26 protein-coding genes are annotated in these 25,291 nt (G+C 42.2%); 8 read left to right on the forward strand and 18 right to left on the reverse strand.

All coding sequences use genetic code 11. The annotated features are described in order from the left end of the window. Window positions 1-120: 120 nt before the first annotated feature. The 3 genes from adk to Aso01_RS05115 form a co-directional block, all read right to left on the reverse strand. Window positions 121-780, reverse strand: a complete 660-nt coding sequence (adk, locus tag Aso01_RS05105; RefSeq protein WP_004936171.1) for an adenylate kinase — start codon at window positions 778-780, stop codon at window positions 121-123. A gap of 79 nt (window positions 781-859) precedes the next feature. Continuing rightward, window positions 860-2,176 (reverse strand): DUF445 domain-containing protein, encoded by a 1,317-nt coding sequence (locus tag Aso01_RS05110; protein ID WP_004936167.1) that lies wholly within the window; start codon window positions 2,174-2,176, stop codon window positions 860-862. Between the two features lie 63 nt (window positions 2,177-2,239). Beyond that, the gene (locus Aso01_RS05115) at window positions 2,240-2,758 is read right to left on the reverse strand and encodes a hypothetical protein (protein ID WP_004936164.1); all 519 of its coding nucleotides are present in this window, start codon (window positions 2,756-2,758) and stop codon (window positions 2,240-2,242) included. A gap of 237 nt (window positions 2,759-2,995) precedes the next feature. On the opposite strand from Aso01_RS05115, the gene mrdA reads away from it, so the two are divergent. Together mrdA and rsmD are read left to right on the forward strand one after the other, a co-directional pair. Then, entirely contained in the window at window positions 2,996-5,029 is a 2,034-nt protein-coding gene (gene mrdA / locus Aso01_RS05120; protein WP_004936159.1) for a penicillin-binding protein 2, read from the forward strand. After that, a complete protein-coding gene (gene rsmD, locus Aso01_RS05125) occupies window positions 5,029-5,577 on the forward strand; it encodes a 16S rRNA (guanine(966)-N(2))-methyltransferase RsmD (protein ID WP_004936156.1) in 549 nt (182 codons plus the stop codon). The genes mrdA and rsmD overlap by 1 nt, the downstream gene beginning before the upstream one ends. Before the next feature lie 96 nt (window positions 5,578-5,673). On the opposite strand, the gene Aso01_RS05130 is transcribed toward rsmD, so the two are convergent. The 11 genes from Aso01_RS05130 to Aso01_RS05180 all read right to left on the reverse strand — a co-directional run bounded on the left by Aso01_RS05130 (window position 5,674) and on the right by Aso01_RS05180 (window position 12,909). Further along, a complete protein-coding gene (locus tag Aso01_RS05130) occupies window positions 5,674-5,856 on the reverse strand; it encodes a hypothetical protein (protein ID WP_025095247.1) in 183 nt (60 codons plus the stop codon). A gap of 188 nt (window positions 5,857-6,044) precedes the next feature. Next, complete coding sequence (locus Aso01_RS05135; protein WP_004936151.1) at window positions 6,045-6,503, reverse strand: hypothetical protein; 459 nt, start codon at window positions 6,501-6,503, stop codon at window positions 6,045-6,047. Window positions 6,504-6,563: 60 nt separating this feature from the next. Continuing rightward, complete coding sequence (locus Aso01_RS05140; RefSeq protein WP_004936149.1) at window positions 6,564-7,133, reverse strand: HupE/UreJ family protein; 570 nt, start codon at window positions 7,131-7,133, stop codon at window positions 6,564-6,566. A 9-nt stretch (window positions 7,134-7,142) separates the two neighbouring features. Further along, window positions 7,143-7,757, reverse strand: a complete 615-nt coding sequence (gene ureG, locus Aso01_RS05145; RefSeq protein WP_004936147.1) for an urease accessory protein UreG — start codon at window positions 7,755-7,757, stop codon at window positions 7,143-7,145. A gap of 68 nt (window positions 7,758-7,825) precedes the next feature. Beyond that, entirely contained in the window at window positions 7,826-8,488 is a 663-nt protein-coding gene (locus Aso01_RS05150) for an urease accessory protein UreF (RefSeq protein ID WP_004936129.1), read from the reverse strand. After that, window positions 8,478-8,957: an urease accessory protein UreE gene (ureE, locus tag Aso01_RS05155; RefSeq protein WP_004936128.1), complete on the reverse strand. Its 480-nt coding sequence runs from the start codon at window positions 8,955-8,957 to the stop codon at window positions 8,478-8,480. The genes Aso01_RS05150 and ureE overlap by 11 nt, the downstream gene beginning before the upstream one ends. Before the next feature lie 11 nt (window positions 8,958-8,968). Then, window positions 8,969-9,547 carry a histidine phosphatase family protein gene (locus Aso01_RS05160; protein WP_004936122.1) on the reverse strand — a complete coding sequence of 193 codons (579 nt, stop codon included), beginning with the start codon at window positions 9,545-9,547 and terminating at the stop codon, window positions 8,969-8,971. A 12-nt stretch (window positions 9,548-9,559) separates the two neighbouring features. Further along, complete coding sequence (gene ureC / locus Aso01_RS05165) at window positions 9,560-11,260, reverse strand: urease subunit alpha (protein WP_004936120.1); 1,701 nt, start codon at window positions 11,258-11,260, stop codon at window positions 9,560-9,562. Between the two features lie 24 nt (window positions 11,261-11,284). Next, a complete protein-coding gene (locus Aso01_RS15970) occupies window positions 11,285-11,599 on the reverse strand; it encodes an urease subunit beta (RefSeq protein ID WP_004936116.1) in 315 nt (104 codons plus the stop codon). A gap of 19 nt (window positions 11,600-11,618) precedes the next feature. Further along, the gene (gene ureA, locus Aso01_RS05175) at window positions 11,619-11,921 is read right to left on the reverse strand and encodes an urease subunit gamma (RefSeq protein WP_004936114.1); all 303 of its coding nucleotides are present in this window, start codon (window positions 11,919-11,921) and stop codon (window positions 11,619-11,621) included. Window positions 11,922-12,033: 112 nt separating this feature from the next. Then, on the reverse strand, window positions 12,034-12,909 hold the full coding sequence (locus tag Aso01_RS05180; protein WP_004936110.1) for an urease accessory protein UreD: 876 nt from the start codon (window positions 12,907-12,909) through the stop codon (window positions 12,034-12,036). Between the two features lie 291 nt (window positions 12,910-13,200). On the opposite strand from Aso01_RS05180, the gene Aso01_RS05185 reads away from it, so the two are divergent. Both Aso01_RS05185 and Aso01_RS05190 read left to right on the forward strand, forming a co-directional pair. After that, a complete protein-coding gene (locus Aso01_RS05185) occupies window positions 13,201-13,527 on the forward strand; it encodes a hypothetical protein (protein WP_004936107.1) in 327 nt (108 codons plus the stop codon). Between the two features lie 111 nt (window positions 13,528-13,638). Continuing rightward, window positions 13,639-14,124, forward strand: a complete 486-nt coding sequence (locus tag Aso01_RS05190) for a copper resistance protein NlpE (RefSeq protein WP_004936106.1) — start codon at window positions 13,639-13,641, stop codon at window positions 14,122-14,124. A gap of 51 nt (window positions 14,125-14,175) precedes the next feature. Here the strand turns inward: Aso01_RS05190 and Aso01_RS05195 are convergent, their stop codons facing one another. Next, entirely contained in the window at window positions 14,176-15,780 is a 1,605-nt protein-coding gene (locus Aso01_RS05195) for an isocitrate lyase (protein WP_004936104.1), read from the reverse strand. Window positions 15,781-16,374: 594 nt separating this feature from the next. Between Aso01_RS05195 and Aso01_RS05200 the strand changes: the two genes are divergently transcribed. Continuing rightward, entirely contained in the window at window positions 16,375-17,364 is a 990-nt protein-coding gene (locus Aso01_RS05200) for a LysR family transcriptional regulator (protein ID WP_004936102.1), read from the forward strand. A 121-nt stretch (window positions 17,365-17,485) separates the two neighbouring features. After that, window positions 17,486-18,808 carry a polyamine export protein PaeA gene (gene paeA, locus Aso01_RS05205; RefSeq protein WP_004936099.1) on the forward strand — a complete coding sequence of 441 codons (1,323 nt, stop codon included), beginning with the start codon at window positions 17,486-17,488 and terminating at the stop codon, window positions 18,806-18,808. Window positions 18,809-18,939: 131 nt separating this feature from the next. On the opposite strand, the gene Aso01_RS05210 is transcribed toward paeA, so the two are convergent. Further along, window positions 18,940-19,440 carry a hypothetical protein gene (locus Aso01_RS05210; RefSeq protein ID WP_004936095.1) on the reverse strand — a complete coding sequence of 167 codons (501 nt, stop codon included), beginning with the start codon at window positions 19,438-19,440 and terminating at the stop codon, window positions 18,940-18,942. A gap of 560 nt (window positions 19,441-20,000) precedes the next feature. Here Aso01_RS05210 and Aso01_RS05215 point away from each other — a divergent pair. Continuing rightward, window positions 20,001-21,341 (forward strand): CitMHS family transporter, encoded by a 1,341-nt coding sequence (locus Aso01_RS05215; protein WP_004936090.1) that lies wholly within the window; start codon window positions 20,001-20,003, stop codon window positions 21,339-21,341. 59 nt (window positions 21,342-21,400) lie between these two features. Here the strand turns inward: Aso01_RS05215 and cysN are convergent, their stop codons facing one another. After that, window positions 21,401-23,014: a sulfate adenylyltransferase subunit CysN gene (cysN, locus tag Aso01_RS05220; RefSeq protein WP_004936085.1), complete on the reverse strand. Its 1,614-nt coding sequence runs from the start codon at window positions 23,012-23,014 to the stop codon at window positions 21,401-21,403. A gap of 44 nt (window positions 23,015-23,058) precedes the next feature. After that, entirely contained in the window at window positions 23,059-23,967 is a 909-nt protein-coding gene (cysD, locus tag Aso01_RS05225) for a sulfate adenylyltransferase subunit CysD (protein ID WP_004936081.1), read from the reverse strand. Window positions 23,968-24,564: 597 nt separating this feature from the next. Here cysD and Aso01_RS05230 point away from each other — a divergent pair. After that, a complete protein-coding gene (locus Aso01_RS05230; RefSeq protein ID WP_004936078.1) occupies window positions 24,565-25,251 on the forward strand; it encodes a superoxide dismutase in 687 nt (228 codons plus the stop codon). Window positions 25,252-25,291 lie beyond the last annotated feature (40 nt).

The following is a 25,291-nucleotide window of genomic DNA, read 5'->3' on the forward strand; positions in this document are numbered from 1 at the left end:
AAACCAATAGACTTATCACCACCAAAAAGATTAATGCGATCTTTAGCAAACAGATATCCTCAAAAAAGAAAAGAGCCCTGAATGCTCAGGACTCTCTTATATTAGCAAAAACCAAACGAATTATTTAGTTTTGTCTAAAATAGCAAATAGATCTTTTTGTACAACATCGATTGTACGTAAGCCATCAAGCTTGTCATAGGTTGGTGCATTTTCGCCAGATGCCGCACGACCTTGATAGAAGCCAACCAATTGCTCAGTTTCGCTGTGATAAGAGCCAAGGCGCTTACGAATGGTTTCTTCTAGATCGTCGGGACGCTGTACCAGTTCTTCACCTGTTACATCGTCTTTACCTTCTACTTTTGGTGGATTGTATTCGATGTGGTAAACACGACCAGATGCTGGATGCTGACGACGGCCAGAAAGACGTTTTACGATTTCTTCGTCTGGTACCGCAATTTCAATCACGTGATCGATTGTGATCCCTTCTTTTTCCAGTGCTTCAGCTTGTGGAATAGTGCGTGGGAAACCATCAAAAATACAACCATTTGAACAGTCAGGTTGCGCGATACGCTCTTTTACCAAACCGATGATCAGTTCATCTGATACCAGACCACCAGACTCCATTACACTTTTGGCTTTTAGACCAAGTTCAGTTCCTTCACGAATTGCAGCACGGAGCATATCACCGGTTGAAATTTGTGGGATATCATAGCGCTTACAGATCAACTGAGCCTGAGTACCTTTACCTGCTCCAGGTGGTCCGAGTAAAATAATGCGCATAAGAAAGCATCCTCATTAAAAACAATCATCACGATGCTCTGGAGTATGACACCTTGTGTCACATCTACCAGCATCTAAATTATAAGAAAGCGACAAACAAATGTATTAAACCTGCAAAAAATCCGGTGACCCCACCAAGCACAATCAGTATCCACTCATCCTCTTGGAATGCCGGACGTAGAAGGTTTTGAAACTCTTTTGGAGTTAACTCACGAATACGGTCTTTAAACATCTGAAATATTTTTTGTGCACGGCTCGCATTGAACGCAGGGTCGCATACAGGCACCATCGTAATTTCAATTGAGCGATCAATCAAGTCTGTCTTGAGTTTAGCATATTCGCGTGGCCCTAAGGAGAGTTGAAGTGAGGTTCTTACCAATGGAGTTTCCATTATTTCATTGATATGGCGTTTAACTATACGACGGGTCTTGTCTTTTTTACTGCCATACATCATTTCAGTCATGATCGACTTCAAGGTAATCAGATCTTCAGTGACGACACTTGCAAATACATCCGATACTTCTTCTTGACGCTTCATAAAAGCGCCTTGAACATTATAAGTTCCCATCCGCGGCACGACAGGCACCACCCACGGAAATTTACGATCTTGTGTTAAACGGAAAAACTGTGGATAACGGACATAGTGTGGCTCGACTGGATTAAACACCATCCAGATTGCAATCCAGTTGGTGAGAAAGCCCCAGATAGCCGCCCAGAAAGGCACTGTCCAGTGCCATGGCACCAAAAACCAGACCAGCATTTGAAACACACCAAAAAACATTCCAATTAGTGCACTGATATGCCAGATAAAGTTAATTTCCTTCTGACCTACTTTTAAAAACATTCTCACCATTAAACGGCGATCGCCTTCCATTTGGCTGACGACCATTTCACGCATATTCACCAGTGACTCTACATTTAAAGTCAACTCTGTAACCAATTCTCGGAGTACACCGGGTAACTGCTTATGGGCTTGAGCATAAATTCTGCGTTTAATCGAATAGGGTAAGTTTTCCCAGAGCACGGCATTTCGGTCAATCATGACTTCATCAATCAGGTGCTCAAGTTCAAAGCCGACTTGCTCACCAATAATTCTGGCCATATCTTCTGGGTCCATGGCCTCAAGAAACTCACGCAACGAACCCAATTTTGAAAGCGTGTTGTCGGTAATGATGCCAGAAATACGACCCGCTTTACGTGGCACAATTCCTTGCCAGCCCACGGGTAACGGACCTAGATGAAATCCCCAGAAGTTAATTGGATAAAAGACCATCTTTAAAGCCATCCACACATGTGCCCATGTCACAAATGCAGTCACTGGGATGATACTCATCACCGCCAAATGATCAGGTCGATTTAAAAAGGTTTGCCACAAATCACTGATGAAATCTAACATCCATTACTCTCGTATTTCTTTATTACTTGATGGGTGTATTTATGATGAAGAAATCTCGGCACTTTAAAGACCAAAACTTAGCGTATAAGCAAACTGTAATTGAGGTTTGGTATCAACTACAGTAGACCCATCTGTATTTTTTAACGCTTCTGCGGCACCAATGCCAACACTAAAGGTACTGATTCGATCTTTATTTAACCAAACATACGCCAAATCGACGCCACCACCCAATCGTGAGGTGTAATCATTGTCGACTCGGCGGCTTTCTAGCGTACCAGCATATACACCTAAGTAGTATCCATTTTGATTTTTGCCTGTGAGATAATATGGATAACGGAAGCCAACTTGCCCGCCAAAGGTATGATCGCCATTGAGATAGGCGCCTGCCTTTAAATAAGCAATGCCATAAGGATTGACCCATTCGCCATTCACATGTGCCAGTTGCTGGGTGACTCCCAAGCCGACATTGAACGGACTAACATCTTTGCCTTGCAACTTTGCTTCAGGCAAATAATCCTGAACACTTGCACATGTCACCGAACTAAAGGTTAAGAGAGCAAGAAAGGAATATATTTTTTTCATTATTTTCTCCGTGTTTCTCCAAACATCTTCAATTTAGAGCATTCCTTTAACTGTTTTGTGACTTTAACAGAAATAGTTTCGTTCTTATATACAGCACCTTACAATTTTGATGGCGCAAATGTCAAAAAACTGATCTCGATTGTGGATGAATACTTAAAATTTATCTCTGTTTTATAAGCGTGATAGGGTAAACTTTACGGCTATTTATTTGTGTCGTTCAAGTTAAAGTCTATTGGTATGAAGCAGCACTTTCCGTTAAAAGATAACCAGCAAGAAAAGCGTCTGTATCGAGGGCGAATCTTTTTTGCAATTGGCTTGGTGTGTTGCTGCTTACTGGTGTTGATGAGCCGTTATGCCTATTTGCAAATTGTGCATTTTGATGAGTTCTCTACAGCCTCTGACAAAAACCGGATTCGACTGCAACCTCTTCCTCCTGCTCGGGGTTACATTTACGACCGAAACGGCGTGTTACTGGCCGATAATTATCCGGTCTTTACGGCAACCATGAGCCGCGCAGATGTTGAAGATATCGATGGTACACTCGAACGACTCACCCCTATTCTTACCCTTACACAAGAAGATATTGATCGTTTTAAAACGCGAATTAAAACAGCACGTAAAACTGAGCGCGTATCGATTAAACTTAATCTGACCGAAGCAGATATTGCCAAGTTTAGTGAACAGAAATATAACTTTCCGGGTGTAAAAATTGAGACACAGATGACTCGCTATTACCCGCACGGGGATCTGTTTGCACATGTGATTGGTTACGTGGGGCGCATCAATGAAAAAGAGCTTCAAACGCTCAATAAAGACACCTACGCTGGAACCAACCTGATTGGCAAGATCGGAGTAGAAAAAACCTACGAAGACTTGTTACACGGAACACCGGGATACGAATCAGTCGAGGCCGATGCCCACAGCAATATCTTGCGTCATCTTGGGCGTAAAGAACCGGTACGAGGTAACGACCTTTATCTTTCAATCGATTACGGCTTGCAAGTGGTGGCTGCCGAACAACTAGTCGGTCGTCGTGGTGCAATCGTGGCGATGGATCCGCGTACAGGTGAAATTCTGGCGCTGGTATCTAGCCCAAGCTTTAATCCAAATTTATTTGTAACAGGGATTAGTCATGTGGACTACAGTGCCTTGCGAGACAATCTCGATCAGCCACTGTATAACCGTGCCTTACAAGGGGTCTATCCACCGGGTTCAACCATTAAACCAATGGAAGGATTGGGCGGCATTCATTATGGCACTGTAGACTGGTCGACCAGTATCTATGATCCCGGTTATTTCCATCTTCCGGGGGATTCTCATAAGTTCCGTGACTGGAAAAAAGGCGGTCATGGTATGGTGAATTTGCATAAATCGATTATCGATTCTTGCGATACCTATTTCTATGTATTGTCGTATCAGATGGGAATCGACAAAATGAATGCCTGGATGCGTCAATTTGGTTTTGGTCAAAAAACAGGGGTTGATTTACCGAGTGAGAGTGAAGGCCTGTACCCAAATCCAGAGTGGAAAATGCGCACGCGTAAATCGAAATGGCTCAAAGGCGAAACGATTTCTGTGAGTATTGGTCAGGGTGCATTTACTGCAACACCACTCCAGCTTGCAATGGCTACATCAATTATGGCCAACCACGGTGCTCATGTGACACCGCATGTACTTCGTTCTGCACATGGCGCCAAACCCTTTAAGGTACACAATGCACCGGACGGTAAAATCCAGTTTAATGGCACAGAACAGGACTGGGTCAATATGCGCGATGCCATGATTGATGTGATTCAAAGTGGTACAGGTCGCGGTATTCGTACACCAATGTATCAAATTGCAGGCAAAACAGGGACAGCTCAGGTTAAAAGTATTGCGCAAGGCAAACGCTACAACGAGTCAATTTTGTCTGAGCGCCAACTCGACCATGGTCTATTTGTTGGATTCGCACCTGCTGAAACCCCTGAAATTGCGGTGGCTGTGGTGTGGGAAAATGGTCGACATGGTGGATCGGCAGCTCAGCTTTCGCGCCCATTATTTGACTATTGGCTGCTGACCCGCAAGAAAAATCCAATCCGACCAGCCAATCATCAACTGAGTGGCGGCTTGATGACAGCCGGTATTAAGCCAGGCGAGCTTCCTAGCGGAGCTTTACTTGAAGCAGATCCAAATGCCGTGTCAAATCGCAATAAACCAGAGCAGAAACCAAACACTGCTGCCTCTTCGGTCAGTGCCGTATCTACACCTGCCTCAGCAGAGATCTCAGAATAATGAAAAATCAGCTACGTATTATTGGTGGGCAATGGAAACGTCGACAGCTTCCATTTGCCAATGTCGAGGGTTTACGCCCCACCCCAGATCGTGTTCGTGAAACATTATTTAACTGGCTCATGTGGGATATTCAAAATGCGGCCGTGCTCGATGTTTGTACGGGTTCTGGCGCACTGGGCTTTGAGGCTTTGTCGCGTGGAGCAGCTTCGGTGCTGATGATCGAACCAGAAGCGCTACAGGCCAAAATTCTCAAGCAGAATATCCAGTTACTTGAGGCGAAAAATTGCCACTTAAAAGTCGCCACCGCACAGCAGGTTTTACCTAAACTGAATCAACAGTTTGATGTGATCTTTCTAGATCCGCCTTACAGCCTAGATTTATGGACAGAATTAGCTATTTTACTTGATCCTCTGGCCCGTGAAAATGCCTATATTTATGTCGAAGCAGATCGGGAGTTGACTCAGTTGCAACTTCCCAACACATGGCAATTGCTTAAATCGAGCAAAGCCGGAACAGTACGCGCAGGGCTTTATCAGAAAAAATTATAGCGATGATTCGTCCGATAAGGCGTCAAAATCTTATTTGTATTTAAGCGGTATTATTTAATTGTGAACTCTTCTTGATCTATGGGTTTAATCATTCGATTAGTCAGGGCGATCTAAACACACTGGCCGCACGTCTCGCACTATTTCCTCTTCACGGCGCTCTCGGACGTCATCATCATCGAGTTGTTGTCTTGGTTGCAATGACCAGCGTGGTTGGTGCATATTCGACAGTTGATTTTGATATCCGGAAAAGCTTTGTGCTTGTACAGATAAGCTCGACATAAAACTCGTTACAGTTAAAAAAACAAAAATGAAAACACGGAGTCTTTTTAGCATCATCGACTGCTTCACTGTTAATAAGTGCGTTTAGTCTGATTTAAGGCCATTAAATAATGTTGAAGAAATTATAGTGTCTTCATCATCAATTGATGTGTCTTATGTTACTTAGGTAAAAAAAGATATCTCCAATCTTAAAAAGATCGAATCCAGAAAAAACGGATCAACTGTCCACGATCATAGGGAAAATTAGAAACGTACTCGTAGCCTAGCTTTGTATCATCTTTAAGTCGATAACTCATGCCATAACCAAACGAAATAGATAAATCGTGTAGACCAACCGCATCGGGAGCTCCCTCAATCATCTTACTTTTCAAATCATCCATGTTATACACCGTATAGTTATAAATACTGATTCGCTCATTTGCATAGAAAAGATTTTTAAGCACTTTATAATTGTTTTCTTCTTGATCATGTTGCTCGGCAAGGTGCTTCTGCTCCTGATTTAAGTCTTTATTTTCAAGATTTACATCCAGATTCACTGTGTTGTCAGGCATTGCTTGTGAGAAAAAATCATAAGCCTGTCCCCAGGATGAATAACAGCTTAATGCCAACAATACAGTCAGTCTTAATAAAACAGACAACCTCATCATTTTTTAAAAAGATATAGTAAAAAAGGTAGCATACGCTACCTTTTGACAAGATGAAACCGCTTAGGCTAAACCGATAATTGCGACCAACATGGCTAAAGCAGACAAGACTTTACGTCCGTACGGTACGTGGCGATTGATCAACTCACCTACCACCAAGCCGATCGTATACAACGTTGCCATACCGAGCACCATACCAGAGATCAAAGCAATGACATGGCCTTGAGGTGCAAGCTCGACGCCATGCGCAGCACCGTGAAAGCTCGCCATTAGCAATGCAACAAATGGCAATACACGATAAGACTTACTCCACAGTGCAACAGCCAGTACGATTAACGATGTCACAATGCCATATTCAGCAATCGCGTCAGCGATAATACCGTTTGCGCCCAAAACAAAACCAAAAACGAGGCTTAAACTCAACCCCACAATACCTAAAACTTTCCATTGTTTTGCAACTGTCCAGAGCAATACGCCAAAGCCGATTGCCATGGTTAAATGATCCAGTCCAGTGAAAGGGTGAATAAATCCTGTCCAGAAACCTGCTTGTGAAGCATGTCCGGGGTGTGCCATCGCTGCAACAGGCAAAGCCGATATCAAGATGATGAGCAGTTGTTTTGTGATTGAGCGCATGGCGCCTCCTTATGCCTTAAAAAGCCCTTGCTTTTCAATAAATTCAATAATTTGTGCTAAACCATCTTCTGTTTTCATGTTCGAAAATAAAAACGGTTTATCGCCGCGCATCCGCTTGGCATCTTGTTCCATAATGTCTAAATTCGCTCCAACCATTGGCGCTAGATCTGTTTTATTAATAATTAATAAATCAGATTTAGTAATACCAGGCCCACCTTTGCGTGGAATCTTTTCTCCACCGGCAACATCAATCACATAGAGTGTCAGATCTGAAAGTTCTGGACTAAACGTTGCGGCCAAGTTGTCTCCACCACTTTCAATAATGATGAGTTCCAGACCGTCAAATTTTTCACAAAGATCATCAATTGCAGCCAAGTTGATGGATGCATCTTCACGAATAGCGGTGTGCGGGCATCCACCCGTTTCAACCCCCACAATTCGGTCTGGTGTCATGGCTTCGTTTCGGGTCAGAAAGTTTGAATCTTCTTTAGTGTAAATATCATTGGTGACGACAGCCATATTGTATTTTTCACGTAAGGCACGGCACAGATTAAGGGTCAATGCTGTTTTACCCGATCCAACCGGACCACCAATGCCAACGCGTAATGGGCTACGTTCTGTCATGTTTATTTCCTTTAAAATGTCACATTTTGATTTGGCAGTTCAATTTTATTACTTTGCCAAATCAAGGGTTAAGATCGAAATAGTCTCGAATATTGGGTTTCATGTTGCATGCTTAGCATTGCATACTGAGGCAATGCACTACTGATTTGGTCGTCTTGCAATAACAACGCCTGCTCGACAGCTTGCGGCACTTTTTCATGTAAATGCCATAAAATTCGCTGGCCGCTCATTTGCCCAAGTGGAACCGTTTTCACTGCGGCCAAAACCTGATTTTCAAGCACGCTAAAGGTATATGCTGTTAAAACCTCTGCCGGATTAAGTTCAAGGCGTCCACACAACTGGGCATATACAGGTACAAAACCAAACTGCTTTTTTACCTCTACAGGCATCTTGAGTACGGCCTTAATCCAAGCGTTCAAAGAAAATGCCAATTGTTGGGATTCTGCCAAGAGCTCTTTACTTTCACGGCTCGCTCTATAGAGATGCGCCCACTTTAAAAACTGCTCATCATCATTAAAATGTAGCATCAGCCGTTTGAGCAATGGCAGCTCAAAGCGCACCAGCAACATCTCAAGTACTTCTTCAAAATAAGCACTGCTGCTCTCTTCATCATGCACAAGCCCCACCTGAATGGCGCTTTCTACACCTTGTGAGTAGCAATAAGCCCCTACAGGCAATGCCGTGGAAGACAGTGTCAGTAGCTTGAGCAGTTGAGCAGCATTAATGGACATGATGCAATGACTTGATTGGGCTTAAACGATGATCGTGTGCATGCTGTGCATAAGCACCACTTTCAGGTTCAAACATATGTTCAACTTCTTTAACAACCAATCCCAAACCTTCAACCATTTCTGCCAGTACGTGATCTGGTTCGAAATAAAGCGCATACGGCGTAAGCATTAATGGAACATGACGATTCCCTAAATGATAAGCCGCTTTGAGCAATTCAAAATCCGTTTTGGCCGTGACCTGCATTAAACGTTCTGGTTTGGCATCTACACGCAGAATATCGCCGTCATGGGTCGCAATAAATGAGCCACTGCGTAAAATACCCGTGCGCGGCAAGTCGGCACCAATATCAGTACCGTCTTTTAAGGTTGCACGAAAACGAGATTTTTGACGGGTATCAAAGTTCAGTTCGACTGTTTCAAATGTTTGGTCTGATGAAATTTCATCCAGACGTTGGGTATAAATTTTCATAAGATAAAACCCTATGCGTAAATAAAGAAATCTGTGTTCTGGATTGGATTATCAATCGTACGCTTACGAAACTCATTCATAAGATTTTTAGATAATTCTTGGTGTTCGAATGCGATCAATTTCAATAAAGTAAGAAATTGTCCATGACTAAATATCATTAGGTTTTTAACTTGATAAAGATATTTTAGATCATTCAATAGCCCAGAAAAATTTTCAACTCGCTGATAAAACTCAGCAAAAGACTCTGCATCTTCTGCATCTTTGTAATATGGATCAGCTAACGTCCAGTAAGCATCTACAAATGGCTTACGTTCCTCAAGTGTTGTATTTTGACATTTAACGTCAGACAAATATGAAAACTCATGAATATCGAAAACTTCTGGATTTAACTGATCTCTTACTGCAAGAGGCTTTGCAGTTTGCAACGTGCGCGTAAAGGATGAAATAAAAATTCGATCGGCATGCGGAAGTTTAATTGCAAGTTGCTCAGATTGTAATTTGCCCTGTTCGGTCAATTCAATATTGGCATGAGATGTACATCTCAAATTTACATTCGCTTTACTTTGTGCATGCCGAATCAAATAAATCACGTCATATTATCCTTAAAACAAGAAATAACGTTGAGCCATTGGCAGCACATCGGCTGGCTCACAGGTTAGCAGTTCCCCATCGGCGCGCACTTCGTATGTTTCAGGATGCACATCCATCACGGGGCAGTAAGTATTATGTTTCATGTCATGTTTGGTAATGTTGCGCGTGTTTTTACACGGGCTGATCAACTTTTTAAGTTGCAGCTTCTGATCGACGCCTTCATCAATCGCCACTTGCGGCAAAAAGGTGATACACGTGTTATGTACAGCACGTGGATAAGAACCAAACATCGGGCGGTAATGCACAGGCTGTGGCGTTGGAATTGAAGCATTGATGTCGCCCATCGGTGCTGCGGCAATCATCCCGCCTTTGATAATCATCGAGGGTTTAACCCCAAAAAATGCGGGCTTCCAAAGCACTAAATCGGCCAACTTTCCTTCTTCTACCGACCCCACTTCATGGCTCAAACCATGTGTAATAGCAGGATTGATGGTGTATTTGGCGATGTAACGCTTAATTCGGTTGTTATCATGAAACTCATTGTCTCCTTCAAGTGCGCCGCGTTGCACCTTCATTTTATGTGCAGTTTGCCATGTCCGAATAATCACTTCTCCCACGCGGCCCATGGCCTGTGAGTCTGACGACATCATCGAAATAGCACCCAGATCTTGTAAAATATCCTCTGCTGCAATGGTTTCACGACGAATACGACTTTCAGCAAATGCCACATCTTCTGCAATTGCAGGATCCAAATGATGACACACCATCAGCATATCCAAATGCTCATCGATGGTATTGATAGTATATGGGCGTGTTGGATTGGTCGAAGATGGCAGTACGTTGGCCTGCCCGATCGCTTTTAAAATATCGGGTGCATGCCCACCGCCAGCACCTTCGGTATGATAGGTATGAATGGTTCGGTTTTTAAATGCCCCGAGCGTTTCTTCCAAAAAGCCGCCTTCATTGAGTGTATCGGTATGAATAGCAACCTGCACATCAAACTCATCGGCCACACTCAGGCAGTTATCAATTGCAGCAGGCGTCGAGCCCCAGTCTTCGTGCAGTTTAAGCCCCACCACACCCGCTTTAATCTGTTCTCGAATCGGATCGGGTAAACTAATATTGCCTTTACCCAATAAACCAATATTCATGGGTAAATCGTCAATCGCTTGTAACATGGTGCCAATGTGCCATGGGCCAGGTGTAACTGTCGTGGCTGACGTTCCTGCTGCCGGTCCAGTACCACCACCCACCATAGTAGTCACACCAGACATAAGGGCCGTTTCTACCTGCTGAGGACAAATCCAGTGAATATGAGTGTCAATTCCGCCTGCGGTCAGAATTTGCCCTTCACCTGCAATGACCTCGGTTGCTGCACCGAGTGGAATGGTAATGTCTGGCTGAATATCTGGATTTCCAGCTTTACCAATTTTCCAGATACGACCATTTTTAAGGCCCACATCGGCTTTTACAATGCCCCACCAATCGACAATTAATGCATTGGTAATTACAGTGTCTGCCACTTGATCTGCAAGTAACTGCGATTGCCCCATGCCATCGCGAATCACCTTACCACCACCAAATTTGACTTCTTCGCCATAAGTGGTGAGGTCTTGTTCTACTTCAATAAATAGTTCGGTATCGGCTAAACGGACTCGATCTCCCACCGTTGGGCCAAACATTTCAGCGTATGCACGACGCGACATTTTCATATTAAAAGGCCTTCCAAATTGTTTTCATTCTGAGTCCAGTGCGCCCATTACACGACCGGCAAATCCATATACTTCGCGCTTGCCTGCCAGTGCAACCAATTCAATCTCTCGGTTTTGTCCCGGTTCAAATCGAACCGCGGTTCCTGCGGCAATATTTAGACGATAGCCTCTGGCTTGTTCACGATCAAACTCAAGTGCATCATTGGCTTCTGCAAAATGAAAATGTGATCCAACCTGAATAGGACGGTCGCCAGTATTGGCAACACTGATTTTGAGCGTTGGTCGGCCGACATTGAGTTCAATAATACTATCGGGAGTGAGCACTTCTCCAGGAATCATGATGTTCTCCTCTGAATGATTAAACAATGGGTTGATGAACCGTCACAAGTTTTGAGCCATCTGGAAAAGTCGCCTCGACCTGTACCTCAGCAATCATTTCGGCCACGCCATCCATCACATCATTTTTACTGAGTAAGGTAGTGCCGTAATGCATCAATTCTGCAACGCTCATTCCATCACGCGCACCTTCTAACAGTGCTGCCGAAATAAATGCGACTGCTTCAGGATAATTTAACTTTAAACCACGTGCCTTACGACGCTCAGCGACCAAACCTGCAGTAAAAATCAACATCTTGTCTTTTTCGGTTGGATTCAGTTCCATTTCGATATACCTAGTTTCATTAAGTGTCTTTAAAGCAAAATATGTGCACACATGTGGCATTGAAGCTTTGTTTATTTATCTTCTGATTGACAAACTCACTACCCGCCTACAATTAAGTGCGCCAAATTCGCGGAAATTCTTCATCTAGATTGAGCCAGTAGCGACGCAATCGAGCGCGTATGGCAGCAAATGCATCATGACATTGCCGAACATCATCACCTAAATAACGGGCACAGAGCACATCATCGAGTAGAGTCAGTGTTACTGGTGCATCCATACGCATGATCAATTCTCGAATCAGCTCAACATGCTGCTCAAGATCGACTTTAGCGCGATGTGTTTCAGGTGCAACCGCCCACAAACTGGCCATTACGGCGCGTCCGTTCATGCCTAAACATGATCGTAACCAGCGATCATTTCCTGTAAAGCGCAGTGTGTCGGCAACCAGTAGTTTCTGATCACGATATAACGTAAATATATTGCGATAAGCACCGTCAGAAAATGTCTCCGCGCGAGCCTGACGCCCAAGAACCAGCATATCCCATCCAATAAAACTGGCGGCTTGATCAAGATGAATGGTGGTTTCCGACTGCGCATTTGCACCATCGTAGAGCATAGTTTCCTGAGGAAGCCATTCTAAAATCGAACGTCCTCGTGCATTTAAATAAATATGTTGCGCAGCTGGTTTGCCATTGGTTCGATACCATTTTCCAGCTCCTGGAGTCGTCACAACTGCATGTGCGCCTTCTTCTGTATATATCTGAAAAGTTAAATGATCTCCCCCCGCAATACCTGCTGGTGGATGCACCAATATTGCATGACATACACCCGTTTTTTCAGGCCATAGCATTTTTTGCACCCGAACAGGTCCGTGATGCTTTCTATGCTTCATAATGGTGCGCTCACCATCATCATGAAAGCCTAATTCGAGTTGGGCATACCACAAAGCTTTGGATCTTTGGATGTGAAAGTCCTGTGGCTGATTCATGCTGTTCCTTTATGCGACATGTTCTACTGGTCTGATCAGTTAAGCAATTTTTGCACCAAGAATTGGCAATTTTTTGAAAGTCTTGCTTAAACGTTTATTTTACATACATTTCAATAGCATAATTTTGGGTACTTTTCTTGTGTTATTTTTCTCCATCAAGTGATTGAGATGATTTTGTGATATTGATTAGCCAAAATTTAGTCAATTTTCACAAATAATGACAAGGTTTTAGCGCCACAATACCGATAGAATAGCGGGCTTAACGACCACCCTAACCTAATTGTTCTGATAATGAAAACCCTGACAATATTAATAAGTTGTGCCGCACTCTCTGGTTGTGTAATCGGAAGCTCAAATGAAGTGAAACGTGCTGAAAAATTGCTGCAAAATTTCGAGTGTAAAAATCTCGAAACTACCGAAATTCCGCACAGTTCGATCAACAGCTTTCATCAGCAATCTCTAGCAACCAGTAAAGCCAAGGCCACAAGCTATGTTGAACAATTTAAATCGGGCGATGCAACATTTAAAATGCCACTCGATGAAGCCGTACAACAACAATTACAACGTTATAAAGCAGCCTGCCAGGCATTGGGTGGTATTAATCCTGAGTTGAAATAAACTGATACTTATGAGGGAATGTTCTACCTAATCTTACATTTCAATTATTTAACTGGCTTGATTTTTTTTATAGGCTGGGCATCCATTAAATAAATAATGATTGGGTAAAACATGAAAAAATCGTTATTGGCGCTTGCATTGACCAGTTTGGTTTTAGCCGCTTGTTCAAAATCTGAAAATAAAACAGATGCTGCTACCGCTGAACAGCATAGTCAAGCCGCATCTGAGGTTAAACACGACCAGCATCAAGCCCATGATATGACGCATACTGCTGAAAATTCACTGGATTGGTCGGGTGATTATCAAGGTAAATTGCCGTGTGCCGACTGCGAAGGCATTCAAACTGAGCTTCAGTTAAACGACGACAAAACCTATGTACTTAAAGAAACGTATTTAGGTAAAGGCGATGGTAAGCCGTTTGAAACCAAAGGAAGCTTTACATTTGACTCAAAAAATCCATCGATGATTGTATTAGATCAGAAGTCTGAACAGCGTAAATTCTTTATTGGTGAAAATACTGCAACAGCACTTGATTTGGAAGGCAACAAAATTGACGGTAGTTTGGCTGAATATTATGTTTTAAAAAAGAAAAGTTAAATTTGCATCAAAAAACCCTGCGATTGCAGGGTTTTTTCTTTCTTTACTCAATTAGTGAGCAGAGAACTGATTCATTGTATTTTTGCTTGCATCACCAGCTTTGAGTGCTTGCTCACCAGAGAAGATCTCTTTGTGGTCATCACCGATGTCAGAACCCGCCATTGCTTGGTGTTTCACACATGCAATACCGCCACGGATTTCTTTACGCTGAACACCCGCAACATAAGCCAACATACCTTCTTCACCAAAGTAGCCTTTTGCCAACTCATGTGTAGACAATGCAGCAGTGTGGTAAGTCGGTAGTGTAATCAAGTGATGGAATACACCCGCTTCACGTGCAGCATCTGCTTGGAAGGTACGGATTTTTTCGTCTGCATCGGCAGCCAATTCCGTGTTGTCATATTCAGCGCTCATCAACTTAGCACGATCGTAGGCAGAAACGTCTTTGCCTTCAGCAGCCCAACGGTCATAAGATTGCTGACGGAAGTTCAGTGTCCAGTTGAATGATGGACTATTGTTATAGACCAGTTTTGCATTTGGAACCACTTCTTTCACACGATTCACCATGTGTGCAATTTCAGCTACGTTTGGTGTTGGTGTTTCAATCCACAGCATGTCTGCACCATTTTGCAAGCTGGTGACACAGTCAAGTACCACGCGGTCGATTTGTGTGCCTTCACGGAACTGATACAAGCCAGACGCCAAACGTTTAGGACGATGCAACTTACCATCACGCTTGATTAAGATCTCATCATCACTTGCTTCAGCAATATCGATTTCTTGTGTATCGAGATAGCTGATGTATTGAGATGCCAAGTCGCCTTTTTCTTTCGACACTGGAATTTTTTGAGTCAAATCCGCGCCTTCAGAGTCAGTACGTGCAACAATCACACCCTCATCAATTCCAAGTTCAATAAATGCAAAACGTACTGCATTGATTTTTGCAAGGAAATCTTCATGTGGAACAGTTACTTTACCTGCTTGATGACCACACTGTTTTGCGTCAGAAACTTGGTTTTCGATTTGGATCGCACATGCACCCGCTTCGATCATTTTTTTAGTCAAAAGGTAAGTTGCTTCTTCATTACCGAAGCCAGCATCGATGTCGGCAATGATTGGCACAACATGCGTTTCGAAGTTGTCAATTTGCGCTTCAATTTCTTTGGCTTTCGCTGTATCACCTGCTGCTTCAGCTTTTTGTAATGCACGGAACAAATCGTTCAGTTCTTTAGCATCTGCTTGACGCAAGAAGGTATAGATTTCTTCGATCAATGCAGGAACAGATGTTTTTTCATGCATAGATTGGTCAGGAAGTGGACCAAATTCAGAACGAAGTGCAGCAACCATCCAGCCTGATAGATAAATATAACGCTTAGATGTCGTGCCAAAATATTTTTTGTTGGCAATCATTTTTTGTTGTGCAATAAAACCATGCCAGCAACCCAAAGACTGAGTATATTTGCTAGTGTCCGCATCGTATTCAGCCATGTCTTGACGCATGATGGACGCTGTATACTTGGCAATGTCTAAACCTGTACGGAAACGGTTTTGAACAATCATACGAGCTGCATCTTCTGCACGGATTGCATTCCACGTGCCACCTAATTTGTCCTTAACGGTACGAACGTGCTCTAAAGCTGATTGATATGTAGTCATGATATTGCCCTATAATCATTTTGGGTTGATCGAAGTTCCAGTTCAAAATCAGATTAAATTATTTGACTAGATTTTGTACTGTTCTTCGCTATGAATACAGCTTAGTAGTTGCAAAAAAATTAATCCAATATTCTAAGCTAATTTTCGGTATTTATTTAAAAAATACATAGATAAAAGTCGTAATATAATTAAAATACCACATACTAAGCTTTTGTTATTTAATAAATAAAAATAATCATTAAGCTGATTTAAAATGACGCTATCGTGTTAATTTTGATATTAGACTTAAGTCGACTCCGCTATTTTAGATCAAATAAAAAACAAATTATCGATCAAAATTGCCAGTGCGATTGCATTTTTTATCAGATATAATTGTTGCACGTAGTAGATGCAACTGATCAATTTTTGTATTTTACTCATCATCATTATGTACTTGTCATTGAATCTGTACCGCGATGGTTCATGTTTTTGTTGATGACTCGAAATTTCTGCTTTTATTCGATATGGTCTTTTTTGTGTTTACGTTGACACAAATCAAATGAACTGTGGCATAATCAAATATAATTTTCTTTTTTTATTCTCGGTATTTTTTTTATGAATCTAGAGCGAGTTGACCTCAATCTATTAATTTATCTTGATGTACTACTTCGCGAAAAGAACGTTACTCGTGCAGCTGAACAATTGGGTGTTACCCAACCTGCCATGAGTAATATTCTACGCCGTTTACGCAATTTATTTAATGATCCGTTGTTAATTCGTTCATCTGAAGGTATGACACCCACCGAGCGCGCGCTCGAACTTCAGCCGCGTATTCGCGATGCCTTATCTGATTTGTCGATGATTCTGGAACCGAGAACAGAGTTTCGCCCTTATACAAGCAGTCGCGTGTTTCGTGTCATGACCTCTGACTACGCCGAAGCAACGCTCATCCCGCGCTTAGTCAAAGCATTACGTTCAGAAGCACCGAATGTCGTGTTAGACTTTCTCACACCAAGTGACGTTTCATATCGTGACATGGAGCAAGGTAAAGTCGATCTTGCGATTAACCGTTTCAATGAAATTCCACAAAGTTTTCATCAGGTTCTGGTTTGGCGTGACAGTTTTAGCTGCTTATTAAATGACAAGCACCCTGCTGTTCAGCACTTAAATCTAAAAAGCTATCTCGATGCGCAACATATCTGGGTATCGAAAACCGGTATGGGCGTGGGATTTGGTGTCAACCCAGACAAGCAAGCGGGCTTAGGCTGGATTGATCAGGCACTTGAACGAATCGGACAAAAACGTAAAATTTCAGTGTTTACCCGTCATTATCAGATGCCTGCATTATTGGCGCAAAATGTGGATCTGATTGCGACCCTTCCAACACGAATGGCGCGTTTGCAAGCACAAAATCCGCGTCTTGTGATAAAAGATCCACCGTTTTATATTCCAGAATTTGAATTAAAAATGGCATGGTGTCCGTTATTACATCATCATCCTGCACATCGCTGGTTACGCCAACTGATTCTTTTTGTTGCTCGACAAATGATCGAAGAAGAAAATCGTGAATTTATCACCAATAACTCACAGTTTTCTCATTACTAATTGAAATTTTTCTTAAATTCTTCTTTTTTCACGCTTATACTAATTTAAAACAGAGGTAGTCTGACTACCTCACTATTTTTTATCTAAGTTTTCGCAAAATAACCAATACAACAGGTGAACTGTGAGTCTCTTTCAAAATGCCATCATCATCATGATGCTGATTGTTGCGGCTGGTTTTTTATCACTCACTGAAATTGCGCTAGCGGGCGCGCGCAAAGTCAAACTGAAAATCCTGGCCGAATCTGGTGATGAACGCGCCCAAAAGGTGTTGGATTTGCAGGCGCAATCTGCAGATTTCTTTGCCGCATCGCAAATAGGCTTAAATGCTGTTGCGATACTCGGGGGTATTTTAGGTGAGGCCGCATTTCGGCCATTTTTTGTCGAACTGATTGATCGCGTCTACGACGGCCCTTGGACCGAAACCATTGGCTTTAGCTTATCGTTTACCTTTGTTACCTCGTTATTTATTTTATTTGCCGACCTCATGCCAAAGCGCTTGGCCATGATTGCACCTGAAAAAATCGCGGTCAGTGTTATTGAACCTATTCAGATCTTTATTAAAGTCTGCAAGCCATTGGCGTGGCTGATTAATGCGATCGCGAATATGTTGTTCCGTTTATTTAAGGTCAATACCATTCGTGATGACAACATTACCTTCGATGACATTTCAGCAGTCATGGAAGCTGGTGCGCAGGCTGGTGTATTACAAAAACAAGAGCATCATTTTATTGAGAATGTTTTTGAGCTAGAAGAACGAACGGTTCCTTCGAGCATGACCACGCGTGAAAACATTGTGTATTTTACACTCGATGAGACCGATGAAAGCATTCGTCAAAAACTGGCTGAGTATCCGTATTCGAAGTTTTTGGTGTGTAATGCACATATCGATCAGGTGATTGGTTATGTAGATGCCAAAGATATTTTGGTGCGGATTTTGAAAAATCAATCTTTGATTCAACTCAAAGAAAATACCATCCGAACCGTTTTAACCATTCCCGATACACTCACCCTTTCTGAGGTACTTGATCGATTCCGATCGACCAAGGAAAAATTTGCGGTCGTTATCAATGAATACGCTTGGGTTGTTGGTGTCATTACCCTCAGTGATATCATGATTACTGTGATGGGTGATTGGGTCACTCCAATGGATGAAGAGCTACAAATTATTAAGCGCGATAATAATTCTTGGCTTATAGACGGTGGCACACCAATTGAAGATCTTAAACATGCGCTTGAGATCGATGAAATGCCTGATGAAGAAAACTATGAAACACTGGCAGGTTTTATGATGTATCAATTACGCAAAATCCCTCGCCCTGCCGATACAGTTGAATTTTCAGGATTCAAATTTGAGGTGGTCGATGTGGATCACTATAAAATTGACCAGTTGCTGGTCACGCGTATTCTTGAAAAACCAGAAGAGCATATTTTACTCGATCATTAATCTGGTTTCTAAGAAATCAAAAATGCCTCTTAAGTGAGGCATTTTTTTATCATTCAAAGCGATCGCTCGTAATCTAGATGAATGTACCTGAATGTTTAATACAGCAAGACACATTTCTCTAGATATAGCAATTAAGCAAGTAATGCATCGATCAGTGCCTGATAATGAATCTGAATATCTTCAGCCAAAATTTTATATGCATTATCAAACTGAACCATTGGCCAGCCTTGTTTCCAAAATGGGAAAATATCGTGTAAATCTTTGGTCACAATACTGTCTTCACGCGTAATTGCTTGAGCAATTTGCGCCAAGACTTGTGCTGTTTGTGCACCATCTACGGCCATATAATCGATGCCACGTGCTTTTAAAATACGAATACGATCTTTTTTATACCGAATTTTTTTTGCTTGTGTAGAATTTAGGCCCAGTGCTAACGTTACTGCTTCTACAAATTTTTCTTCAAAGTTTTGATTTAAAGCCACAATTGCCTGTTTGTGTGCCTCTTGTCGCCCTGCTTTGCCCCCGTTACGAATAATCTCTTTCGCTTCGATATCTAGCTCGTCTTTTTTCATCGACTGTAAAATATCTAAAATTTCGATATCGCTTAAAGATTCATGAGACTGTTCTGTCATGGGAGTCCTTGGGAAAAATGAAAGATATATTGTCTCATAAAAGTCACTCTAAAACAGAATAAAACGAAAGGAAAAGCACAGTGTTTATTACGCCACTTTGTATATTCAACGCGCTTTTCAACGTCATATTTCACGTTGAAATATGAAAAATTCATCAATAGATTATGCGGCGTAGTGTATCGTTTTGAAATTTTTATATTTATCTTTGGTCAGAATATATCTTTTAAGCGCTCAAGTGATTTCTCTTAATGATTTCAATCTATATCAGTGTACACGCGAGAAGTTGCAATGTTTTTGTTCAAAAAATGAAATAAGATGGATAAGCAGAATCATTCGAAATAATCAATGTTTTTGATCCTTTTACACAGATTCAGATACAAAACCGCACCAGTTAAGTGCAAAAATAATTTTAAAAATTACAGACTTATATTTTTTTTAAGACTTTAGTCGCATAGACACATTCTGCAATTGTACTTTTAAGAAAAATTAATGAATATACGCAGGTTCTAAAATTTTGAACAATTATATAAGTATTATTTTTTGGGCTAAGGATTGCGCACATGCTTACTTTTTTAGGTATCAGCATGATCATGTGTTTTATGTACTTGATCATGACAAAACGCCTCAGTGCAATGGTTGCACTTATTCTCATTCCTGTTTTGTTCGCACTCATCGGTTGGGGGCTGGGCTTTCATTTTGATAGTTTAAGCCACATTGAAATTACCAAATTAGGCGAAACCATGCTAGATGGTATCAAAAAGCTCGCACCCACTGGTGTGATGTTACTTTTTGCCATCATGTATTTTGCATTGATGATCGATTCAGGTTTGTTTGACCCTTCAATCAAGTGGATTCTCAAAAAAGTAAAGGGCGATCCGCTTAAAATTACGCTTGGTACTGTTTTTCTGACCTTGACCGTTTCTCTAGATGGTGATGGATCGACCACCTATATGATTTGTGTTGCGGCCATGATGCCTCTTTATAAACGTATTGGCATGAATCCACTGGTAATGACGTGCTTAATGCTGCTTTGTAGTGGTGTGATGAATCTTACACCATGGGGCGGCCCAACAGCACGTGCTGCCAGTGCCTTGCAAGTCGATGCAAGTGCTGTCTTTATTCCAATGATCCCATCAATGGTCATAGCAGCAGCATGGTTATTTGCATTGGCCTATATGTATGGCAAATATGAACGTAAACGTTTGGGTGTAATTGAAATGGGTGACATCAGTCACGCAGACAATCTGACCATTTCAAAAGACCCAGAAGCACAGCGTCCACATCTTCGCTGGTTTAACGGAATTTTAACGATAGTTTTAATGGCAGCATTGGTCAAAGGCATTTTACCTATGGCTATTCTGTTCATGCTCGGTTTCTGTATTGCGCTTGTGGTCAACTATCCTGATCTTCAAATGCAGAAAAAACGTATCGCGATGCACGCAGATAGCGTATTGGCGGTTGTCGGGGTGATTTTTGCAGCAGGTGTTTTTACCGGTATTTTAACTGGTACAGGCATGGTTGAAGCAATGTCTAAAGGCTTTGTTGCTATTATTCCAGACAGCATGGGGCCTTATATGGCACCGATTACAGCCGTACTCAGTATGCCATTAACCTTCTTTATGTCTAACGATGCCTTCTATTTTGGTGTTCTTCCAATTTTGGCAGAAGCTGCAGGCCACTACGGCATTACGCCAGTTGAAATTGCACGTGCATCAATTGTTGGACAACCAATCCACTTACTTTCTCCGCTGGTTCCGTCTACCTACCTTCTTTGTGGTCTGGCTGCAGTTGAGTTTGCAGATCATCAGAAATTCACTTTGAAATGGGCATTTGTGACTTGCTGTGTACTTTTAGGTAGTGCTTTGGTATTTGGTGTATTTCCACTGGTGAGTCTGGTTTAATTTCATCTGGCTCCATAAAAAAAACCTCCTGATCAGGAGGTTTTTTTATGCGTTTTAAATTACAAACGAACTCGCTCAACCACTTGGTCAACGACTTCATCAAGTGAGGTTGCACTAACATCGGTGTCGGTGGCATCACTGACATTTGTCAATACAATAACACCCGTTTCACGTAACAAGCCAATCTGCTCAGCCGTTAAATCAGGCTTGGCAATTGCCACCACACCTTGTTGAATCAGCAAGCTTTCAAGTGCCTGAGATTGCGAAAGTACAGAAGCATCAATGCCGATTACAGCAGGCTTTTGCCCCAAACGCGCAGCTCGGTCTTCGGCAGTCACTGGTGTACTGTGTGCAGTCCACTCGACCGCTGCTTCGACCATACCCGCACCTACGGTGACGTTACTTAATCGGTCGATAAAAATAAATGAACCGGTATAACGCGAGTCTTGGTAACGATCAAACACCACAGCCGCATCGAACTCGACTGTTACATCGGCAATCCCGTTCAGTTCAAGCTCATCGACCTGAGAATGCTCAAGAGTATTCACATTCACACGATAATTAATCGCGGTGACTTTTGCAGGAACGGTTTGCGTACCAATTTTTACATTGTATAACTTACCTTTCACCAGTGGATGTTCATTCATCCATACCAGTGACGCGCGCACGCTACGTGAAATAAGTGGCTGTTCGCCTGCGCAAACCAACACATTACCACGTGAAATATCGATTTCATCGTTGAGTGTTAATGTGACCGCCTGACCAGCAAAAGCTCTGTCGAGGTTACCATCAAAGGTCACAATTTCTTTGACACTGGATTTTTTACCCGATGGCAAAGCAACAATTTCATCGCCTACATTAATTTCGCCTAACGCGATAGTACCAGCAAAGCCACGGAAATCGAGGTTTGGACGGTTCACATATTGCACTGGGAAACGGAACTCGTGCTTGTTCGACTCACGCTTGATTTCGACCGATTCAAGAATGCTCATCAAGGTTTGGCCGTTGTACCACGGTGTGCTGGCCGATGGGTTAACCACGTTGTCACCGTTTAATGCCGAGATCGGAACAAACTGGATATTTTCAGGACGACGATTGCCAAGCTGATTGACGAAAGCATCGTATTCCACTTGAATTTCATTGAAGCGTGCTTCAGAAAACTCGACCAAATCCATTTTGTTGATAGCCACAATAATATTGCGAATCCCCAAAAGGCTTGCAATAAAACTATGACGACGTGTCTGGGTTTGTACACCATAACGCGCATCAATCAAGATAATCGCAAGATCGGCTGTCGATGCACCTGTTGCCATGTTACGTGTATATTGCTCGTGCCCTGGAGTATCTGCAATGATGAACTTACGTTTTTCTGTCGAGAAATAACGGTACGCGACATCAATGGTAATTCCCTGCTCACGCTCGGCCTGCAAACCATCTACAAGCAAAGCCAAATCTGGCGCATCACCGGTGGTTCCCACTTTCTTACTGTCGCGGGTTACTGCTTGTAATTGATCTTCATAGATCAATTTTGAATCGTAAAGCAAACGTCCAATGAGAGTACTTTTACCGTCATCGACGTTACCGCAGGTTAAAAAACGCAATAAATCTTTTTGTTCGTGTTGCTTTAAATAAGCCAGAATATCTTGGCTAATAAGATCTGATTGATGAGACATTGCTCAAACTCCACACATTCTGAAATCTAGTTGCTTAGCAACGCTTAGAAATAACCTTCCTGCTTTTTCTTTTCCATCGAGCCGGCTTCATCATGGTCGATCATACGACCCTGACGCTCCGAACTGGTGGCCAAAAGCATCTCTTGGATAATCTCAGGCAATGTGTCTGCCTCAGACTCAACCGCGCCTGTAAGCGGGTAACAACCCAGCGTACGGAAACGCACTGATTTCATTTGCGGAACTTCACCTTCTTTCAGACGCATACGTTCATCGTCTACCATAATCAGTGTGCCACTGCGTTCAACCACAGGACGTACTGCCGAGAAATAAAGTGGCACGATGTCGATATTTTCGAGGTAAATGTATTGCCAGATGTCTAGCTCGGTCCAGTTCGATAACGGGAACACACGAATACTTTCGCCCTTGTTCACTTTACCGTTGTACAAGTTCCATAGTTCTGGACGCTGATTTTTTGGATCCCAACGATGTTTGCTGTCACGGAACGAATAGACACGCTCTTTAGCACGTGATTTTTCTTCGTCGCGACGCGCACCACCAAAAGCAGCATCGAACTGATATTTGTCCAGCGCTTGCTTTAAGGCTTGGGTTTTCATGATATCGGTATATTTCGAGCTGCCCTGATCGAACGGATTAATTCCCGCTTCACGGCCTTCCTTGTTTTGATGCACGATCAAGTCAAAGCCATGTGTTTTGGCCATGTTGTCACGAAACGCGATCATGTCTTTGAATTTCCAGCCAGTATCGACATGCAATAGCGGAAACGGTAATTTTGCAGGGTAAAAAGCTTTGAGCGCCAGATGCAGCATTACCGCAGAGTCTTTACCAATCGAGTAAAGCATTACCGGATTTTCAAATTCGGCAGCAACTTCGCGAATAATATGAATACTTTCAGCTTCAAGCTGCTTGAGATGGGTTAATCTATCTTCAGTCATGAGCACCACCTTTCCAGTCCGATTTATTCATCACGTCGCATAGTAGTTTTTCGCCACTACTTGCGCCACCATATGGAGGAACGAGTGCCATAACAACTCCAGTTTATAAATATCAACAGAACCAACCAGATTGGCTTTATGCTAGATCTGGGAATAGATATTCATTATAGTGATGTAAAAAGCTTTTGCTTTGCATGTTTTTTCATAAACATATCTAAATTCATCATATACAACATGCAATTTTGAGCTTAAACCACTATGCAGATTAAAAAAACCTATTATGCCGTAGCCCTATTCTGCTGCCTACCCGATTTTATTGATAAGCATATCAGCATGAGACATATTTCAGCTTTAAACGAGAAGTTATGACAACAAAAATTATGCTTAAGATCATGGTGATTGGTTTAAAAAATAAAACCCCGAGCTACACAATATTCATGCGGCGTCACACAAAAGATACAGCGCCAGATTTAAATTGATCATAAGCTTAATTTTAGCTGAAATCTTTGCTGTATAAATGTAACCAATAATCATTTCATTTTTCAAACCCGCTAATATGCAAAGTGAAAACAAGATCATTCAAGGATTTCACCGTTCATGAAAAATACATTGAAAACAACACTTTTAGTTATTGCTGGTTCAGTCATGAGTGTTTCTGCTTGGGCAGAATTCAAACAAGCACCTTTGCCATATGCGACCAATGCGCTACAACCTGCTATTGATCAGCAAACCATGGAGCTACATTACGGCAAGCACCATAAAGCGTATGTAGACAACTTAAATGCTCAAATCAAAACCTATCCAGAACTGGATAAAATGGATCCGGTTCAGTTACAAAAGCAGATTTCAAAATACAATACGGCGGTACGTAATAATGGTGGCGGACATTTTAACCACACCTTTTTTTGGGAGAGCCTTGCACCTGCCAATAAAACAGGACAACCCAGTGCGGCTTTAACCAAACAGATCACTCAAGATTTTGGCTCTATGGACGCCTTCAAACAAAAATTCAATGAAGCTGCAACCGGACGTTTTGGATCAGGCTGGGCATGGCTGATTGTGACCACAGAAGGAAAGCTGGCGATTACATCAACACCAAATCAGGACAATCCATTGATGGATCTGACCGAAACCAAGGGTCAACCTTTGTTGGGACTTGACGTATGGGAACATGCCTATTACTTGAAATACCAAAACCGACGTGCCGACTATATTAAAGCGTTTTGGTCTGTGGTGAACTGGAATAAAGTGAATGAACGCTATATGCAAGCCATGAAAAAGTAAGTTGAAAAAAAAAGAGTTTCTACAAAGAAACTCTTTTTTT

The organism is Acinetobacter soli, assembly GCF_000760595.1.
Taxonomy (GTDB): Bacteria; Pseudomonadota; Gammaproteobacteria; order Pseudomonadales; family Moraxellaceae; genus Acinetobacter; species Acinetobacter soli.

Excerpts from the sequence above, each read along its gene's own strand:
- adk (WP_004936171.1), bottom strand. The coding sequence starts at position 780 with ATGCGCATTATTTTACTCGGACCACCTGGAGCAGGTAAAGGTACTCAG.
- Aso01_RS05110 (WP_004936167.1), bottom strand. The coding sequence starts at position 2,176 with ATGTTAGATTTCATCAGTGATTTGTGGCAAACCTTTTTAAATCGACCT.
- Aso01_RS05115 (WP_004936164.1), bottom strand. The coding sequence starts at position 2,758 with ATGAAAAAAATATATTCCTTTCTTGCTCTCTTAACCTTTAGTTCGGTG.
- mrdA (WP_004936159.1), top strand. The coding sequence starts at position 2,996 with ATGAAGCAGCACTTTCCGTTAAAAGATAACCAGCAAGAAAAGCGTCTG.
- rsmD (WP_004936156.1), top strand. The coding sequence starts at position 5,029 with ATGAAAAATCAGCTACGTATTATTGGTGGGCAATGGAAACGTCGACAG.
- Aso01_RS05130 (WP_025095247.1), bottom strand. The coding sequence starts at position 5,856 with ATGTCGAGCTTATCTGTACAAGCACAAAGCTTTTCCGGATATCAAAAT.
- Aso01_RS05135 (WP_004936151.1), bottom strand. The coding sequence starts at position 6,503 with ATGATGAGGTTGTCTGTTTTATTAAGACTGACTGTATTGTTGGCATTA.
- Aso01_RS05140 (WP_004936149.1), bottom strand. The coding sequence starts at position 7,133 with ATGCGCTCAATCACAAAACAACTGCTCATCATCTTGATATCGGCTTTG.
- ureG (WP_004936147.1), bottom strand. The coding sequence starts at position 7,757 with ATGACAGAACGTAGCCCATTACGCGTTGGCATTGGTGGTCCGGTTGGA.
- Aso01_RS05150 (WP_004936129.1), bottom strand. The coding sequence starts at position 8,488 with ATGTCCATTAATGCTGCTCAACTGCTCAAGCTACTGACACTGTCTTCC.
- ureE (WP_004936128.1), bottom strand. The coding sequence starts at position 8,957 with ATGAAAATTTATACCCAACGTCTGGATGAAATTTCATCAGACCAAACA.
- ureC (WP_004936120.1), bottom strand. The coding sequence starts at position 11,260 with ATGAAAATGTCGCGTCGTGCATACGCTGAAATGTTTGGCCCAACGGTG.
- Aso01_RS15970 (WP_004936116.1), bottom strand. The coding sequence starts at position 11,599 with ATGATTCCTGGAGAAGTGCTCACTCCCGATAGTATTATTGAACTCAAT.
- ureA (WP_004936114.1), bottom strand. The coding sequence starts at position 11,921 with ATGGAACTGAATCCAACCGAAAAAGACAAGATGTTGATTTTTACTGCA.
- Aso01_RS05180 (WP_004936110.1), bottom strand. The coding sequence starts at position 12,909 with ATGAATCAGCCACAGGACTTTCACATCCAAAGATCCAAAGCTTTGTGG.
- Aso01_RS05185 (WP_004936107.1), top strand. The coding sequence starts at position 13,201 with ATGAAAACCCTGACAATATTAATAAGTTGTGCCGCACTCTCTGGTTGT.
- Aso01_RS05190 (WP_004936106.1), top strand. The coding sequence starts at position 13,639 with ATGAAAAAATCGTTATTGGCGCTTGCATTGACCAGTTTGGTTTTAGCC.
- Aso01_RS05195 (WP_004936104.1), bottom strand. The coding sequence starts at position 15,780 with ATGACTACATATCAATCAGCTTTAGAGCACGTTCGTACCGTTAAGGAC.
- Aso01_RS05200 (WP_004936102.1), top strand. The coding sequence starts at position 16,375 with ATGAATCTAGAGCGAGTTGACCTCAATCTATTAATTTATCTTGATGTA.
- Aso01_RS05210 (WP_004936095.1), bottom strand. The coding sequence starts at position 19,440 with ATGACAGAACAGTCTCATGAATCTTTAAGCGATATCGAAATTTTAGAT.
- Aso01_RS05215 (WP_004936090.1), top strand. The coding sequence starts at position 20,001 with ATGCTTACTTTTTTAGGTATCAGCATGATCATGTGTTTTATGTACTTG.
- cysN (WP_004936085.1), bottom strand. The coding sequence starts at position 23,014 with ATGTCTCATCAATCAGATCTTATTAGCCAAGATATTCTGGCTTATTTA.
- cysD (WP_004936081.1), bottom strand. The coding sequence starts at position 23,967 with ATGACTGAAGATAGATTAACCCATCTCAAGCAGCTTGAAGCTGAAAGT.
- Aso01_RS05230 (WP_004936078.1), top strand. The coding sequence starts at position 24,565 with ATGAAAAATACATTGAAAACAACACTTTTAGTTATTGCTGGTTCAGTC.